Genomic DNA, 15,922 nt, shown 5'->3' with positions numbered 1-15,922 from the left:
ATTGCGAGCGCAGCGAAGCAATCCAGGGTCTTCCCGCAGAACTAGTCTGGATTGCTTCGCTGCGCTCGCAATGACGGCTCTGGAAAGAGTGGTGCGAGCCGGCTACTTCGCCGCGAGCGGCGGCAACGGGGGCACGCTGTCGTTCGGCGCTTCGGCCTGCATCGTGATCAGCGTCATCGAGACCAGGTCGTAATAACCGATCAGGCCGATGATATCCAGGATGCCGCGCTCGCCGAACTTCTGCTGCGCGGCGCGGTAGACCTCGTCGGACACCTTCTTGTCGCGATAGGGCGCCATCGCAAGCTCGTAGAGCGCGGCCTCGTCGTCCTTCATCGTCTGGGGCCGCACGCCGTTGGCGACGTCCTTGGCGACTTGCGGATCGAGCCCGGCCTTCATCGCGAGCGGGTAATGCGCGAACCATTCATACTGCGCCGTCCACTGCCTTGCGGTGATCAGGATGGCGAATTCGCTGAGGCGCGCCGGCAGCGACGAATTCCAACGCAGATAGTCCGACATCGCCGAGAGCTTCGGCGCGAGCTCGGGATTGCGGATATAGGCGCGATAGGGCGGATTGATGAACTTGGCGTTGCGCGGCGGCACCGCGATCGCGTCCGCCCATTCCTTCTGCGGCGGCGTGAGCTCCTCCGCCTTCAGTGGCGTGAAGCGGGTCGGCTCGGCGGCACGGCCGGCGTTCGAGATCGTCACGGCGAACAGCGCGACCAGCGCCAGGCCAACATATCGCATCGTCATCCTCCCGTTACGGCGGACTCGCGCCGCCTTGTTCGCCGGCAGCTTACGTTGCGGGACGCGTGGTGCAAGGCCTCGGGAATGCATGCTAGGTTGCGTGCCGGAGATTGCTTGCGACCGAGGGAGGCCCATGACTGACGAACGCCCAATGATGGTGGGCTCTGCGACCGTCTTCGTCGTCGCCGACATCGCCGCCAGCCTCGCCTACTATCGCGACGTGCTCGGCTTCGAGGTCACCTTCGAATACGGTGAGCCTGCGTCCTATGCCTGCCTCTGCCGCGACGAGGTTGGCCTGCATCTGCTCGCGGCAAACCGGACGAAGCGGTCGCCCGGACAGGGCGGCCTCTGCATTTTCGTTAGGGACGTCGATGAGCTCTATGCCGAGATCTCGGCGCGCGGCACCAGGCTGCTGAACCGGCCGGAGGACCGCGACTACGGCATGCGCGATTTCGACGCCGTCGATGCCGACGGCAATCAGATCACCTTCGGCATGGGGACGGACGCCGCGGCCTGACGTCGCCGCCGTGGCGTCCGTGCCGGGTCAGATCCGCGCCTCCAGGATCAGGTTGAACGGCGTCTCCGCGGCGCGGCGGAAGCGCGACAGGCCGCCTTCGGCCGCGACCTTGCGCAGCCTTGCTTCGCCGGCCTGGGCGCCGAGCGCGAGGCCCACCTCCTGGTCGAGCGAAGCCGGCGTGCAGATCATGGTCGAGGCCGCATAATAGACGCGGCCGACCGGATTGAGATTGTCCTCGAGACGATCGCCCGCGAACGGCTCGACCAGCATGCAGGTGCCGTCCTTGGCCATGGTCTGCCGCACATGGCTGATGGCGCCGACGGGATCGCCCATGTCGTGCAGGCAATCGAAGAAGCAGACGAGATCGTAGCCCTCGGCCGGATAGGTCTTGGCCGAGTGAACGGCGAAGGAAACCCGGTCGCCGAGCTTCGCCTCGCTGGCTGCCTTGCGCGCGGCCTCGATCGAGCCCTCGTGATAATCGAAGCCGTAGAAGCGCGAATTCGGGAACGCTTCCGCCATCAGCCGCGTCGAGACGCCGTGGCCGCAGCCGACGTCGGCGACCTTGGCGCCGCGCCTGAGCTTGTCCACGACGCCGTCGAGCGCGGGCAGCCATTCCTGCACCAGATGGTGCATATAGCCGGTACGGAAGAACCGCGCGGTGCCGCAGAACAGGCACTCGCTGCGCCGGTTCCAGCCGACGCCCTTGCCGGACTTGAACGCCTCCGTGATCTTGGGCTCGTCGAGAAACGCCGCGGCAATCACGTTGCCGACCGCGCCGAGAAACACCGGGCTGTCCGGGTCGGCAAGCGCCATCGCCTGCTCCGGCAGCATCGAGAATTTCCCGGAGGCGGTATCATATTCGACGTAGCCGGACGCCGCCTGGCTCGAGAGCCATTCGCGGACATAGCGCTCGGTCGTTCCGGTCGCGCTCGCGAGCTCGGCGGAGTTCATCGGCCCCTTGGCGGCGAGGGCGCGATACAGGCCGAGCTTGTCGCCCAGCAGGACCAGCGATGCGTTCATCGCCGCCCCGACCTCGGTGATCATCTTGCCCATAAAGGCATTCAACCTGTCGGCATTGACCTCCATGACAGCCTCCATGCGATGGCATTTTCAAAGGTGTTCGGAGCAAGGCAAGCGCGTAGCTTGCACGTCCCCTTAAATGGGTCCGTCCGCCCCCGGGCAGGTTCAACACGTCAGGAAAAGGTGATTGGAACTGGGCGAGGACCGCGTGGCTGGCAATCCTGCGGTCCTGCGGCTATGATCTCCGGAGTTCTGACGGTTACACGAATGCCAGGCTTTGCTTCTTCACGCGCGCTCGCGACCCTCTTTGCCCTGCTTTGCTGCTGCGGTGCCCCCGCTCAGGCACAAGTCGCGCCTCTGAGATATTGGATCCCGGGCGGGCCCTTCGGTCTCGGCGGCAGCGACGGCCAGAGCGCCGACACTTACGGCAATTTTGCGGGCTTCAATGCCGGCGACGCAAGCTCGCGCACCAGCTTTGCGAACGGCTTCTTCGTCGGAAGCCAGCGCGGCAATCTCAATTGGAGCGGCCTCGGCCAGACTGGCCTCGCCGGCAATTTCAACGCGCTCTCCTATGACAGCACGCAGTTCGGCTACAACACCAAGACGGCGGGCGGCTTGCCGGTCACGTTCTTTGCCGGTTTCGACACGCTGAAGTTCGGCAACGGCATCGGCAGCTCGATCGCGCCGCTGACGTCTGGCGCCGCACCGGGATACAGCGCATTCGCTGGCGTCGAATTCAAGCCGACCTCCAACCTCAGCCTGTCCTTCGGCGCCGGTTTCACCCAGCAGGACTCCGGCCGCATGGACAGCGATATCAGGTCGAACATGCTGCCCGGTGAATCGCCGGCGCTCGGCGGGCTGCGGCGATAGAGCATGACCCGGGAAAGTGTGTAGCGGTTTCCCCTCGCGACAAACGCGGAACGCGTTTGCGCGGAGGTCATGCTCAGAAAAAGAAAACTCAGCGCGTGAACTTCGCGACCAATTCCACATGCGGCGTGTGGCGGAACTGGTCCACCGGCACCACGCTGTCGATCTTGTAACCGCCGTCCGTCAGCAGCCGCGCATCGCGGGCGAACGTCGCGACGTTGCACGAGACCGCGACGACGACGGGCACCTTGCTCGCGGCGAGCTTCAGCGCCTGAGCCTGCGCGCCCTGGCGCGGCGGATCGAACACCACCGCATCGAAATCGCGCAGCTCCGGCGGCACCAGGGGGCGGCGGAACAGGTCGCGCGGTTCGGCCTTGATCGGCTTGAGCCCCGGCGTGCGCGCAGCTTTCGCCAGCGCTGCGATCGCGCCGGCATCGCTGTCATAGGCGGTGACGCGCGCCTTCTCGGCGAGCCGCAGCGCAAACGGTCCGACGCCGCAGAAGAGGTCGAGCACCTCCTTGGCCTTGCCGACGCGCTCGGCGACCAGCGCAGCGAGCGTCTCTTCGCCGGCGACGGTGGCCTGCAGGAACGAGCCCGGCGGCAGCGTCACATCCGCACGGCCCATCTTCACGACCGGCGCGAGGCGCTGCAGCACCAGCTCGCCATGCCGCGTCAGCCGGGCTAGGCGATGCTGCTCGGCAGCGCGCGATAGTGCCGTCACCAGCGGCGTCGGCAGCGGGCCGGAGCCGCGTACGTCGACGTCGAGGCCGTTGACGGTGGCGGTGACCTGGATGTCGAGCGGCTTGGTCACCGGCATCTTCGATGTCAGGGGCTCGGCGATGGCCCAGGCGGCATCGAGCGCGCCCTCCAGCGCGGGATCGAGGATCGGGCAGCGATGGATCGGGATGACGTCGTGCGAGCTCGTCGCGGAAAAGCCGACCTTGAGCACGCTATGCGTGCCGAAGCGGCCATGCAGCGTAATGCGCCGGCGCCCCGCGCCATGGGCATCGACCAGCGGCGCCACCTCGCAATCGATGCCGGCCTGCGCCAGCGTCTCGACCACGATGCCGCGCTTCCAGGCGTGATAGGGATCGGCGGCCCAGTGCTGGATCGCACAGCCGCCGCAGACGCCGAAATGCGGACAGAACGGTTCGATGCGCTCGGGGCTTGCGACCTCCACCGCCAGCAGCTTGCGGCGGTCGGGATGATGGCCCGCGACGTGATCGACCTCGACGGTCTCGCCGCCAAGCGTGTAGGGCACATAGACCGCATCGCCCGTGGTGAGCGAAACGCCGTCGCCGCGATGGCCGACGTGATCGATGGTCAGGCGCTCAACCACGTCGTGCGCCCAGGAAGAATTCGACGTTGCCGTCGCCGCCCGTGATCGAGGAGGGGAACACCTCGATGTCGGTGCAGCCGAGCGAGGCCGCGAAGCCTGCGATGTCGTCGCAGATCTCCCGATGCACGGCGGCGTCGCGGATGATGCCCTTCTTGTTGTGCTTCCGCTCGGCTTCGAATTGCGGCTTGATCAGCGCCAGCAGGCTCATCGGCGCGGCCGCCAGCGACAGGGCCACCGGCAGCACGATCTTCAGCGAGATGAAGCTGACGTCGATGACGACAACATCGGGCCGCGCCGGCAGCCGCTTGCCCTCGTAGCTGCGGATGTCGGTCTCTTCCATCGACACGATCTTGGGATGGCCTCGCAGCGAGGGATGCAGCTGGCTGGTGCCGACATCGATGGCGAAGACAAGGCTCGCCCCGTTCGCCAGCAGCACCTCGGTGAAGCCGCCGGTGGAGGCGCCGACGTCGAGGCAGACGTGATCCTCGATCTCGATCGGGTAGCGCTCCAGCGCGCCGGCGAGCTTGACGCCGCCGCGCGAGACATAGGGGTGCGCCGGCTCGGCCCGGATCACCGCGTCCTCGGCGATCGTCTCCGACGGCTTTGCAACCTGCTTGTCGTCGGCCGTGACGAGGCCGGCCTCGATGGCCGCGCGCGCCCGCGCCCGGCTCTCGAACAGGCCGCGCTCGACCAGCAGAACATCCGCGCGCTTGCGGGCAGGGGACATTGATTTCTCCGGAAGCGACTGAGCGCTTATCTAGCGATCAATCGCGCGGCCGCCATCCGGACGCAAGTCTCGAACGCGGCAAGATCGTGCCAGACGTCGATGGGCATCGCGGCCGGTGTCACCAGCGGGCAGCCGTGCAGCTCCAGCGCATGGATCATCATGAGATTGTCGACGAGGCCGAAATCCTCAACCGTCAGGCCCTGCGCATCGACCAGCCGCCCGTCCTCCGACGTGACCTCCATGAAACGGCCGACGCGGTCGGCATAGGCGGCCCCGTCGTTGGAATAGGCGAGGCAGAATTTGCGGCGGCCGGCCATGTAGCCGAGCTCGTAGACGGTGCCGGGATCGGCACCGGCGCCGCGGAACGGGGTGAGGTTGGCAATGATGGCGTCGGCCGCGTCCATCATCGCCTCGTTGCCGCAGAAGATCTGCCTGGAGGCGTCGGGTGCGGCGAGGTCGATGAGGTTGTCGAGGGGATAGAGGCCGGTGAGGCCATGGGCGGCGCAGATCTCGACCTTGCGCCGGCCGATCTCAAAGGCATCCGGCAGGAACACATCGGGACCTGCCAGATAGATTTTCATGGAAGCCGCGCTGCTTCGGAAGGGTCGAAGCTCGCCCTTAGGCGAGCTTGACCGTCTCGGCCTTCACGTCCTTGCCGAGCGCTTCGAACACCTTGGCGACGATGCCCTTGGCGTCGAGACCGGCGCGGGCGTACATCGCGGCCGGCGTGTCGTGGTCCTGGAACACGTCGGGCAGCACCATCGTGCGGAACTTGACCATGCCGGTGTCGAGCACGCCCTGGTCGGTCAGGAACTGCGCGACATGCGAGCCGAAGCCGCCGATCGAGCCTTCCTCGACCGTGATCAGCACGTCGTGGTCGCGGGCAAGCTTGAGCACCAGCTCGGTGTCGAGCGGCTTCATGAAGCGCGCGTCGGCGATCGAGGTGGAGAGGCCGTGAGCGGCGAGCTCGTCGGCCGCCTTCTCGCACTCGGCGAGGCGCGTGCCGAACGAGAGCAGGGCGATCTTGTTGCCCTGGCGGATCATGCGGCCCTTGCCGACTTCCAGCGGAATGCCGACTTCGGGCATCTCGATTCCGCGGCCTTCGCCGCGCGGATAGCGCAGCGAGCTCGGACGGTCGTCGATCGCGACCTGGGTCGCCACCATGTGCACCAGCTCGGCTTCGTCCGCCGCCGCCATGATCACCATGTTGGGCAGGCAGCCGAGATAGGCGTTGTCGAACGAGCCGGCATGCGTCGCGCCGTCGGCGCCGACGAGGCCGGCGCGGTCGATGGCGAAGCGGACGGGCAGGTTCTGGATCGCGACGTCATGCACGATCTGGTCGTAGCCGCGCTGCAGGAAGGTCGAGTAGATCGCGCAGAACGGCTTGTAGCCTTCGCTGGCAAGACCGGCGGCAAACGTCACCGCATGCTGCTCGGCGATGCCGACGTCGAAGGTGCGGTCCGGGAACGCCTTGTTGAAGATGTCGACGCCGGTGCCCGACGGCATCGCCGCGGTGATGGCGACGATCTTGTCGTCCTTCTGCGCTTCCTTGACGAGGCTCGCGCCAAACACGTTCTGGTAGGCCGGCGCGTTCGGCTTGGCCTTGGCCTGCGTGCCGGTCGCGACGTCGAACTTGACGACGGCATGGTACTTGTCGGCGGAGGCTTCCGCCGGGCCGTAGCCCTTGCCCTTCTGGGTCACGACGTGGACCAGGATCGGGCCTTCCTCCATGTCGCGCACGTTCTTCAGCACGGGCAGGAGGTGGTCGAGGTTATGGCCGTCGATCGGGCCGACGTAATAGAAGCCGAGCTCCTCGAACAGCGTGCCGCCGTCCATCATGAAGCCGCGCGAATATTCCTCGACGCGGTTGGCGCGGTTGGCGATGATCTTGGGCAGGCGCTTGTTGATCTGCTTGGCCGCATCGCGCAGCGTGCGATAGGTCTTGCCCGAGTAGAGGCGCGACAGATAGGCGCTCATGGCGCCGACCGGCGGCGCGATCGACATGTCGTTGTCGTTGAGGATGACGATCAGGCGCGAGTTCATCGCACCGGCGTTGTTCATGGCTTCATAGGCCATGCCCGCCGACATCGCACCGTCACCGATCACGGCGATAACGTTGTTCTTGCCGCCGGAGAGGTCGCGCGCCACGGCCATGCCGAGGCCGGCGGAGATCGAGGTCGAGGAATGCGCCGCGCCGAACGGATCGTAATCGCTCTCGCTGCGCTTGGTGAAGCCGGACAGGCCGCCGCCGGTGCGCAGGGTGCGGATGCGGTCGCGGCGTCCGGTGAGGATCTTGTGGGGATAGGCCTGATGGCCGACGTCCCAGATCAGCCGGTCGCGCGGCGTGTCGAAGACGTAATGGATCGCGGTGGTGAGCTCGACCACGCCGAGGCCCGCGCCGAAGTGGCCACCGGTCACCGAAACGGCATCGATGGTTTCCTGCCGCAGCTCGTCGGCGACCTGGCGAACCTGCTCGACCTTGAGCTTGCGCAGGTCTTCCGGCGTCCGGATGGTGTCGAGAAGCGGCGTCTTACTGTATGCGTTCACGGCGATTTCCAATTTGTCAGCGCCGGAAGATCGTTCCGGTGCGCGATGGGTTTGCACAATATCGGCGCAGCGCGAGTCCTAAAACCGTCGGAGCCACCTGCCTGGGGCAAGGCCCCGTCTTCAAGCTTAGGTGAGCCTAAGTGCGCTCCGGTTCAGTCTCTGTGATCCCTGTCACTTAGATCGGCTTCGTCCGTCCCAGCCAATTTCATTAGCAGTTTGAAGCGCTTGTCGTTGGTAATCGGTCCCCACGTCAAGGCTAACAAAAAGCCACACTGCGCGCAGCTTTACACCAAACCTTGGCCCAAAGCCAACCCGCTGGACCGATTACAGGCATACCAGTGCAACCCGCGGGCCAGAGTGGTTAACTGCGGGGCGGGCGGAGGCGTTCCAGTCTTGCCCGGTTCCCTAGCAGGATTTTGGGTGGGAGCGAGGCTTTTTTGGACGGATTCGGCAGGCCGGAGGCCGTCCGACAGGGTTCCCTTGGAACTCGTGGGGACTGCAGGGCCGCGACAACGGAATCAGCGGCGTGCGATCATGAAAAAATGCAGCCGGCCGATGCTTGGAACGGGCGGCTTCGACCGGCCCCTACTGGACGTCGAGCGGCGCCGTTCCGGCGGCCTGGCCGCTGGCATCGGTGGTGATCTTGTCGACCCGCGCCTCGGCCTGGCGCAGCAGTTCCTCGCAGCGGCGCTTCAGCGCCTCGCCGCGCTCGTAGATCGTCACGGATTCCTCGAGCGGCACCTTGCCGTCCTCGAGCCGCTTCACGATCGTTTCGAGTTCCTCGATCGCGCGCTCGAAGGTGAGCCTGGAGACGTCGACTTGAGTGTTTTCGGCCATATCCGCTTCCGATTGCCCGATTCGCTTTCCCTGGAGTGAAGGCGGGTTTTGCGGGCTTAATGTGGCGAGTACTTCAGGCGCCCATCAGGGCGCCGACATGCGCCGTAACAGATTCTTTCAATCCTTGCAGGTCATAGCCGCCTTCGAGCACCGAGACAACGCGGCCCCCGGCGGACTTGTCGGCGAGGTCCATCAGTTTGCGCGTCACCCAGGCGTAGTCTTCCGCGCGCAGATTCAGCGAGGCCAGCGGGTCGCGGTAATGCGCATCGAAGCCGGCGGAGATGATGAGCAGCTCCGGGCTGAATTTTTCGAGCTGCGGCAGGATCAGATTCTCGAACGCGATGCGGAATTCCGGTCCGCCGTCTTCGGACGCCAGCGGCGCGTTGACGATAGTGTCGTGGTCGCCGCGCTCGCTCTTGGCGCCGGTGCCCGGAAACAGCGGCATCTGATGCGTCGAGCAATACATCACGGTCGGGTCGGACCAGAAGATGTCCTGCGTGCCGTTGCCGTGATGCACGTCGAAATCGACGATGGCCGCGCGCTTGATGCCGTATTTGCGCTGCGCATGGCGCGCGGCGATCGCGACATTGTCGAAGAAGCAGAAGCCCATCGGCTTGCCGATCTCGGCGTGGTGGCCGGGCGGGCGCACCGCGACGAAGGCGTTGCGGTGCTCGCCGTTCATCACCGCTTCGGTCGCCGCCACCGCGCCGCCGACACCGCGCATCACCGCTTCCCAGGTACCTGGGGACATCGAGGTATCGCCGTCGATATAGACCTGGCCGCTGGTCGGCGCGATGTGGCGCAGCTCGGTGACGTAATGCTCGTTGTGGCAGAGCGTGACGAGATCGAGATCGCCCTCCGGCGCCTGGTCGCGCACGAGAAACTGGAAACGCTCGTGCGACAGCGCTTCCTCCACCGCGCGCAGGCGATCGGGCCGTTCAGGGTGTCCCGGCGGCGTGACGTGGTCGAGGCAGGCCTTGTGGGAAAGAAGAAGCGTGCTCATCAGGTCGGCCTCATGGGATGCGGGCTCTTGACGTCGCTTGGCGCATCCGGCGCCAAAACGCAATGCCAAACGCAATCTATGCGCTTGGGTACAATTGGCAAAGGGTTGTCCCGTTCCGGCCGGTTTGATCCGGATCAATTCACGCGCAGGATACGGCTCAGCGGCAGCGGGCCAATCGGCCCATGCGCCCGGAAGAACGCGAACAGCGCATCGGCGTCGTAGCCGCCATATTGTGGCGCCGTCCCTTGCTTTGCGACCGTGAAGCCGTCGCCGCCGACGGCGAGATAGTCGTTGAGGGTGACGCGGTAGCCGGTCCCGGCCTCGATCGGCCTGCCGCTCAGCGTCATCTTCTCGAGGCTGACGCGTTCGCCGTTCGGCTTCGACGCATCCCAGCTGTAACTGAATCCGTTCGACACCTGGAGGATCCGCGGCCGCTTCGGATCGAGCCATTGCTGCTCCAGGAGGTCCTTGAGCTGGCTGCCCGTGAGCGTCATGGTGACGAGGCGGTTGCGGAACGGCTGGCTGGCGAACACATCGCCGAACGTGATCGCGCCGTTCTCCTTGGGAACGATGTCGGTGCGGATGCCGCCGGGATTGGTGAGCGCGATGACAGCGCTGCCATCCTTGGTGTCCCTGGTCGCGGCGAGCTGCGCGTCCGCGATGATGTCGCCGAGCGCGCTCTCGCCGGCCTCGTTCGGTACGCGCGACAGCGTCTGCGTCACCGATCCGGCCGGCCGGTTGGCGATCGGCGCCGAGACCTTGTCATAGGCCTCGATCAGCGCGGTCTGCTCGGGGTCCCTGGCGAGCGATGCGTTGGCGACGATGACGTTCTCGGCCTTTGCGCTGACGATGTCGCGGCTCGCCGGATCGAGCTTGAGGTCGATCGCGGTGACCAGCGTCCCGTATTTGTCGCCGCTGGTGACGAGGCGCCCGTCGATCTGGCAAATGTAGGCGCGGTGCGTGTGACCGCTGACGACGACGTCGACGGCGCGATCGAACTTCTTCACGATGTCGACGATGGGCCCGGTGATGGCAGGGCATTCATTGTAGTCGCCCGCGGGCTCGCCGCCCTGGTGGATCAGCACCACGATCGCCTCGACGCCGCGCGCCTTCAACTGCGGCACGAGCGCGTTCACCGTCTCGGCCTCGTCGCGGAATTCGAGCCCGGCAATGCCCGAAGGCGAGACGATGCCGGAGGTCTCCTTCAAGGTCAGCCCGATGAAGGCGACGGGGATGCCGTCGAACTCGCGGATCTCGTAGGGCGGCAGCACGCTCTTGCCGGTCGCGGTCTCGATCGTGGAGGCGGCGAGATAGTGGAATTTGGCACCGGTGAAGGGATGCGGTCCCTGGCAGCCGTCGACAGGATGGCAGCCGCCGTTCTGCATGCGCAACAGCTCGGTCTTGCCTTCGTCGAACTCGTGATTGCCGACCGAGGTGATCGCAAGTCCCATCATCGAGAGCGCCTCGACGGAGGGCTCGTCGTGGAACATCGCCGACAGGAACGGGCTTGCTCCGATCAGATCGCCGGCGGCAACGAAGATCGTGTTCTTGTGTCCTTCGCGCAGCTGCTTGACCAGCGTCGCCATGTATTCGGCGCCGCCGGCGGCGACCATCACCTTCTTGGCTCTATCCTCGGGGTCATTGATGCGGATGCCGCCCGGCGGCGGCCGCAGATTGCCGTGGAAATCGTTGATCGCGAGAATGCGCAGCTCGACCGGCGCAGCGGTCTGGGCGGAGGCGGGCAGGGCGCAGATCAGCGCGAGCGCGGCAAGGATGGATCGGTATGGCATGGAACCAGACTAGACGTTCCGCGCGAAGATTTCACGAAGCATTGTCGTGAACGGGCTGCGGCTTTCTTCCCTTCTTCCCTTGTGGGAGAAGGTGGCGCGAAGCGCCGGATGAGGGGTTCTATCCGCGAATAACAATGTTGAGAGGTGCTCGTGGAAACAACCCCTCACCCGTCTCGCCGCTTGCGGCGAGCCACCCTCTTCCCACAAGGGGAGAGGGGAAGAGCACCCCTACCGCTTCTTCCTGTTCGCAAACGCGTTGAACGCGGCCACGGCGTCGTCCGATTTCAACCGCTCGCCGAACAGATGGGCCTCCTGGTCGATGCGGCGGGTCAATTCCTCCGGCGGCGTGCGCAAGAGCTTGCGCGAGGTCGCGACGGCCTCGGCGGGCAGCCGGCAGATCTCGCGCGCGACCTTGCGCGCCTCGACCTCGGTATGTCCCGGCGAGACCACGGTGTTGACGAAGCCGGAAGCGTGGGCCTCCGCCGCGCTGAAGGTCCGCCCCATGATCAGCATCGCGAAGGCGCGCTGATAGCCCATCGTGTTCGGCATCAGGAGGCTGGACGCGCCGACCGGCACGAGCCCGAGATGAATGTAAGGTGCGGAGAAGGTCGCCGCGTTCGAGGCGAGCACGTAGTCGCAATGAAACAGCATCACCGTCCCCATGCCGATCGACGCGCCGTCCACGGCGGCGATGATCGGCTTGGTGTTGAGGGCGAGCGAATAGAGAAACTTGGCGCCGTTCGACAGCGTCTCGGGGCGCGCCGTGTCGGCGTGGAGGAAATCGTCGATGTCGTCGCCCGCCGTGAACACGCCGGAGCCGCCGGTGATGATCATGCAGCGGATATCGGGATTGTTCTGCGCGGTGTCGATCGCGTGGCTCATCTCCCGGTACATGTCCTGGGTGATCGCGTTCTTCTTGCCGGGGCGGCGCAGGGTGATCACACGCGTTCCCCGCTCTTCGGTGACCACGATATTGCCGTTCGGCATGAAATTCCCCCTGCGTCGCTGCGGGTCTCGCGCGCCTCAGCCTACATCATCTTGTTGACGTGCCAATGCGTCCGCTCGACCTTTTCCAGCCTGAACTCTGCGTGACGGCGCCCATGGCGCGTCACATTGTCCGTCACGCGCTGTTGCGCGTCGCAACAAATGGCTACAATGTTTCATTTGAAAAACCAGTGGTTGTAGTGCACGATCCTGCCCGGTTCCATCTGGCGACGGCTCGATTGATGATCGCCGCAACTGGCGTTGACGAATCTTCGCTGTCCTATCGCGGCTGGCGCGTCGTGCTGGCCTGCTTTCTGATGGCTTTCTTCATGTTCGGCTTCGGCCTCTACGGCCAGGGCGTCTATCTCGCCGAGCTGCAGCGCGCCCATGGCTGGCCCGGCACGCTGGTCTCGGCAGCTAGCACCTTCTCGTTTCTCCTCACCTCCGTCCTCGTCATCTTCACCGACGATCTGCTCGACCGCATCGGGCTGCGGTCGCTGATCCTGTGCGGGCTTTCCGCGCTGGGCGCCTCGACCGTGCTGCTGGCCCTGATGCAGACGCCCTGGCAGCTCTATCTCGCCTACGCGCTGATGTCGGTCGGCTGGACCGGTATGGGCACCGTGGTGATCGCGACCGTGCTCAATTCATGGTTCGACCGGCGCCGCGGCCTTGCGCTCAGCCTCGCCTTCAACGGGGCGACCTGCGGCGGCATCGTCCTCGTTCCGCTTCTGCTGTCGCTGACCGGCAGCATCGGCTTCCGCTCGGCGATGCTGGCGGCCACCATCGCGATGGTGGTGCTGGTGCTGCCGGTGGTCGTCGGCTTCATCGGCTGGCCCGCGGGGACATCACTGGCTTCAGGGAAACGTCAGTCCGGCGGCGCGGTGGCCCGTCCTGCGCATTCGCGCCGCGCGCTGCTCGCCAATGCCGCGTTCTGGACCATGGTGCTGCCGATCGCGATCGCGCTGCTGGCGCAGATGGGATTCATCATCCACCAGGTTTCGTTTCTCGAGCCGCTGATCGGGCGCGCCAGCGCCGGTCTTGCCGTGACCCTCATGGCGGCGATGGCGGTGGTCGGGCGCCTGTCGCTCGGGCTGTTCGTCGACCGGCTCGATCCGCGGCTTGCCTGCTCGGCGTCGATGACGAGCCAGGCGGCCGCGCTCTTCGTGCTGATTCAAAGCACCAATCCGACGGTGCTGCTGATGTGCTGCGCCGTCTACGGCTTCTCGATCGGCAACATGATCACGTTCCCGCCCTTGATCATCCAGCGCGAGATCGGATCTGCCGCCTTCGCCGCCGCCATGGGATTGGGCACCTCGATCAGCGGCATCGTCAGCGCCTTCGGCCCCGGCATCGTCGGCCTCGTGCGCAGCTTCACCGGCAATTACACGACGGCGTTTGCGATGTGCGTGGCGCTGGATCTGGTCGCCGCGGGCGTGGTGCTGTGGCGGCCGGGGAGACGCGGGCACACCACAAGTGAAGGCGTGTCGGCAAGCTGAGGCACAAGCGCGCGCGGCAATCTCGGTGTCGTCCCGGCGAAGGCCGGGACCCATACCGCGTGACTGGTCGACGGAGTTGCGATCGGAGTACCGCGGGAGGACCGCTTAATTGACAATCCTCGCCAAACTGCTCCCGGTGGTTATGGGTCCCGGCCTTCGCCGGGACGACACCGGTTGTGTGGTAGGCGCTCTTACCCCAACAACACCGCATCCGCCGCCGCAACCGACTCCGCGCTCTCCGTTACGGTGCGTTCCAGCGCGCCGGCCTGCACGCTGATGTTCTCGGCAAAGAAACGCGCCAGCGAGACGTAGCGCGCCGCGTCCGTATTGCCGTCGGCCTTGGCGGCGAGCGCTTCGGAGGCCAGCATGCAGCCGCCGAGCGTCGATCCGAACTGCTGCAGGTAGGGCGTCGCGCCGGCCAGCGCCTCGTTCGGCGCGGACGTCACGCGCTCCAGCAGCCATTTGCTGGTGCGCGTCAGCGCCTCCAGCGCCTCGCGCAGCTTTGCGCCCGTGGTGCCGAAGGCCGGATCGTTCGAGGCCTCCACCTGCTTGACGGTCGCCGAGAGTTCGTCGATCAGCGCCCACACCGCAGCGCCGCCATTGGCCGCGAGCTTGCGCGTGACGAGGTCGATCGCCTGGATGCCGTTGGTGCCCTCATAGATCGCGGTGATGCGCGCGTCGCGATAATGCTGCGCGGCACCGGTCTCCTCGATGAAGCCCATGCCGCCATGCACCTGCACGCCGAGATAGGCGACCTCGTTGCCGATGTCGGTGGAGTAGCCTTTTGCCATCGGCGTCAGCAGCGCGGCGCGCGCGGCGGCGTCGGCGCGAACCTTCGGGTCCTTGGCGCGCATCGAGACGTCGATCGCCACTGCAGTGGCGTAGCAGATGGTGCGCGCGGCGGCGGTCTGCGCCCGCATCCGCATCAGCATGCGCTTGACGTCGGGGTGCACGAAGATCGAATCCGAGCCCTCGCCCTTCTTGCCGATGGCGCGGCCCTGCTTGCGCTCCTGCGCATAGGACAGCGCCTGCTGATAGGCACGGTCGGCGACGCCGACGCCTTCCAGGCCGACGCCGAGGCGGGCCTGGTTCATCATCGTGAACATGCAGCGCATGCCCTGGTTCTCTTCGCCGATCAGAAAGCCGATCGCGCCGCCATGGTCGCCCATGGTCATGGTGCAGGTGGGCGAAGCATGCATGCCGAGCTTGTGCTCGACGCCGCTGGCAAAGATGTCGTTGCGTGCGCCCAGCGAGCCGTCGGCGTTGACCATGAATTTCGGCACGAGGAACAGCGAGATCCCCTTCGTGCCCGCGGGCGCGTCGGGCAGGCGCGCCAGCACGAAATGAACGATGTTGTCGGTCATGTCGTGCTCGCCATAGGTGATGAAGATCTTCGTCCCCTTGATGCGATAGGTGCCGTCGGCCTGCTTTTCGGCGCGGGTGCGCAGCGCGCCGACGTCGGACCCGGCCTGCGGCTCGGTGAGCTGCATCGTGCCGGTCCATGCGCCGGAGACCAGCTTTTCGAGATAGATGGTCTTCAGCTCGTCGCTGCCATGCGCATCCAGCGCCTCGATCGCCGAGGCCGTCAGCAGCGGGCAGAGGCCGAAGGCGACGTTGGCGGCGCTCCAGATCTCGGTGCAGGCCGCGTTGATGGCGAGCGGCAGGCCCTGGCCGCCGAAATCCTCCGGTCCCGACACTGCGTTCCAGCCGCCCTCGGTCCAGCGCTTGTAGGCATCGGGCCAGCCCGGCGCGGTCGTGACTTTGCCGTCGTCAAGCTTGATACCGTGCTCGTCGCCGACCTTGTTGAGCGGCGCCAGCACGTCGGTTGCGAACTTGGCGGCTTCCTCCAGCACGGCGGCGGTGATGTCGGCGTCGAAATCGCCGTAATGGCCGGCTTCCAGGGCGGCCTTGAGGCCGGCGCCATGGTTGAGAGACAGCAGCATGTCAGAGATCGGCGCGCGGTAGGTCATGGCTCACTCCCGTGGACAGATATTGGCGCCGTATTCCCATGAAACGGGCAAGGTCTCAATGGCCGCGATACGGTACCGCAT

The 15,922-nt window shown here is 65.9% G+C and carries 14 protein-coding genes; 3 read left to right on the top strand and 11 right to left on the bottom strand.

Going from position 1 to position 15,922, the window contains the following annotated elements; all coding sequences use genetic code 11:
* Window positions 1–102: 102 nt before the first annotated feature.
* On the bottom strand, window positions 103–744 hold the full coding sequence (locus A7X65_RS28930) for a carboxymuconolactone decarboxylase family protein (RefSeq protein ID WP_245323923.1): 642 nt from the start codon (window positions 742–744) through the stop codon (window positions 103–105).
* A gap of 133 nt (window positions 745–877) precedes the next feature.
* Between A7X65_RS28930 and A7X65_RS28925 the strand changes: the two genes are divergently transcribed.
* Window positions 878–1,261, top strand: a complete 384-nt coding sequence (locus A7X65_RS28925; protein WP_063691639.1) for a bleomycin resistance protein — start codon at window positions 878–880, stop codon at window positions 1,259–1,261.
* 27 nt (window positions 1,262–1,288) lie between these two features.
* On the opposite strand, the gene A7X65_RS28920 is transcribed toward A7X65_RS28925, so the two are convergent.
* Complete coding sequence (locus tag A7X65_RS28920; RefSeq protein ID WP_063692578.1) at window positions 1,289–2,347, bottom strand: class I SAM-dependent methyltransferase; 1,059 nt, start codon at window positions 2,345–2,347, stop codon at window positions 1,289–1,291.
* Window positions 2,348–2,548: 201 nt separating this feature from the next.
* On the opposite strand from A7X65_RS28920, the gene A7X65_RS28915 reads away from it, so the two are divergent.
* Window positions 2,549–3,151 carry a hypothetical protein gene (locus tag A7X65_RS28915; protein ID WP_063691636.1) on the top strand — a complete coding sequence of 201 codons (603 nt, stop codon included), beginning with the start codon at window positions 2,549–2,551 and terminating at the stop codon, window positions 3,149–3,151.
* A gap of 88 nt (window positions 3,152–3,239) precedes the next feature.
* Here the strand turns inward: A7X65_RS28915 and A7X65_RS28910 are convergent, their stop codons facing one another.
* From A7X65_RS28910 to A7X65_RS28875, 8 genes are all read right to left on the bottom strand, one after another.
* Window positions 3,240–4,487: a class I SAM-dependent RNA methyltransferase gene (locus tag A7X65_RS28910; protein ID WP_063691634.1), complete on the bottom strand. Its 1,248-nt coding sequence runs from the start codon at window positions 4,485–4,487 to the stop codon at window positions 3,240–3,242.
* On the bottom strand, window positions 4,480–5,214 hold the full coding sequence (locus A7X65_RS28905; RefSeq protein WP_063691631.1) for a TlyA family RNA methyltransferase: 735 nt from the start codon (window positions 5,212–5,214) through the stop codon (window positions 4,480–4,482). Before A7X65_RS28905 ends, A7X65_RS28910 begins: the two co-directional genes overlap by 8 nt.
* 26 nt (window positions 5,215–5,240) lie before the next feature.
* A complete protein-coding gene (locus A7X65_RS28900; RefSeq protein ID WP_063691628.1) occupies window positions 5,241–5,795 on the bottom strand; it encodes a nucleoside 2-deoxyribosyltransferase in 555 nt (184 codons plus the stop codon).
* A 37-nt stretch (window positions 5,796–5,832) separates the two neighbouring features.
* A complete protein-coding gene (gene dxs, locus A7X65_RS28895; RefSeq protein WP_063692577.1) occupies window positions 5,833–7,761 on the bottom strand; it encodes a 1-deoxy-D-xylulose-5-phosphate synthase in 1,929 nt (642 codons plus the stop codon).
* Window positions 7,762–8,346: 585 nt separating this feature from the next.
* Window positions 8,347–8,598: an exodeoxyribonuclease VII small subunit gene (locus A7X65_RS28890; protein WP_014497196.1), complete on the bottom strand. Its 252-nt coding sequence runs from the start codon at window positions 8,596–8,598 to the stop codon at window positions 8,347–8,349.
* Window positions 8,599–8,671: 73 nt separating this feature from the next.
* A complete protein-coding gene (locus A7X65_RS28885) occupies window positions 8,672–9,601 on the bottom strand; it encodes a histone deacetylase family protein (RefSeq protein ID WP_063691625.1) in 930 nt (309 codons plus the stop codon).
* A 134-nt stretch (window positions 9,602–9,735) separates the two neighbouring features.
* The gene (locus tag A7X65_RS28880; RefSeq protein ID WP_063691622.1) at window positions 9,736–11,391 is read right to left on the bottom strand and encodes a bifunctional metallophosphatase/5'-nucleotidase; all 1,656 of its coding nucleotides are present in this window, start codon (window positions 11,389–11,391) and stop codon (window positions 9,736–9,738) included.
* A gap of 228 nt (window positions 11,392–11,619) precedes the next feature.
* On the bottom strand, window positions 11,620–12,378 hold the full coding sequence (locus tag A7X65_RS28875; RefSeq protein WP_063691620.1) for an enoyl-CoA hydratase-related protein: 759 nt from the start codon (window positions 12,376–12,378) through the stop codon (window positions 11,620–11,622).
* A gap of 239 nt (window positions 12,379–12,617) precedes the next feature.
* Here A7X65_RS28875 and A7X65_RS28870 point away from each other — a divergent pair, with 239 nt between their 5' ends.
* Window positions 12,618–13,871, top strand: a complete 1,254-nt coding sequence (locus A7X65_RS28870) for an MFS transporter (protein ID WP_063691618.1) — start codon at window positions 12,618–12,620, stop codon at window positions 13,869–13,871.
* A gap of 191 nt (window positions 13,872–14,062) precedes the next feature.
* Here A7X65_RS28870 and A7X65_RS28865 read toward each other — a convergent pair whose 3' ends face one another.
* Window positions 14,063–15,841, bottom strand: a complete 1,779-nt coding sequence (locus A7X65_RS28865; protein ID WP_063691617.1) for an acyl-CoA dehydrogenase family protein — start codon at window positions 15,839–15,841, stop codon at window positions 14,063–14,065.
* Between the last annotated feature and the right edge of the window lie 81 nt (window positions 15,842–15,922).

This window comes from Bradyrhizobium stylosanthis, assembly GCF_001641335.1.
Lineage (GTDB): Bacteria > Pseudomonadota > Alphaproteobacteria > Rhizobiales > Xanthobacteraceae > Bradyrhizobium > Bradyrhizobium stylosanthis.
Note: the sequence above shows the minus strand (reverse complement) of the source record. Positions and strands in the feature narration are given on the sequence as shown.

What these genes read in the sequence shown, in the direction of transcription:
- A7X65_RS28905 (WP_063691631.1), bottom strand. Translation starts at nt 5,214, where the DNA reads ATGTCCCCTGCCCGCAAGCGCGCGGATGTTCTGCTGGTCGAGCGCGGC.
- A7X65_RS28925 (WP_063691639.1), top strand. Translation starts at nt 878, where the DNA reads ATGACTGACGAACGCCCAATGATGGTGGGCTCTGCGACCGTCTTCGTC.
- A7X65_RS28915 (WP_063691636.1), top strand. Translation starts at nt 2,549, where the DNA reads ATGCCAGGCTTTGCTTCTTCACGCGCGCTCGCGACCCTCTTTGCCCTG.
- A7X65_RS28870 (WP_063691618.1), top strand. Translation starts at nt 12,618, where the DNA reads ATGATCGCCGCAACTGGCGTTGACGAATCTTCGCTGTCCTATCGCGGC.
- A7X65_RS28880 (WP_063691622.1), bottom strand. Translation starts at nt 11,391, where the DNA reads ATGCCATACCGATCCATCCTTGCCGCGCTCGCGCTGATCTGCGCCCTG.
- A7X65_RS28930 (WP_245323923.1), bottom strand. Translation starts at nt 744, where the DNA reads ATGCGATATGTTGGCCTGGCGCTGGTCGCGCTGTTCGCCGTGACGATC.
- A7X65_RS28890 (WP_014497196.1), bottom strand. Translation starts at nt 8,598, where the DNA reads ATGGCCGAAAACACTCAAGTCGACGTCTCCAGGCTCACCTTCGAGCGC.
- A7X65_RS28865 (WP_063691617.1), bottom strand. Translation starts at nt 15,841, where the DNA reads ATGACCTACCGCGCGCCGATCTCTGACATGCTGCTGTCTCTCAACCAT.
- A7X65_RS28920 (WP_063692578.1), bottom strand. Translation starts at nt 2,347, where the DNA reads ATGGAGGTCAATGCCGACAGGTTGAATGCCTTTATGGGCAAGATGATC.
- A7X65_RS28875 (WP_063691620.1), bottom strand. Translation starts at nt 12,378, where the DNA reads ATGCCGAACGGCAATATCGTGGTCACCGAAGAGCGGGGAACGCGTGTG.
- A7X65_RS28885 (WP_063691625.1), bottom strand. Translation starts at nt 9,601, where the DNA reads ATGAGCACGCTTCTTCTTTCCCACAAGGCCTGCCTCGACCACGTCACG.
- A7X65_RS28900 (WP_063691628.1), bottom strand. Translation starts at nt 5,795, where the DNA reads ATGAAAATCTATCTGGCAGGTCCCGATGTGTTCCTGCCGGATGCCTTT.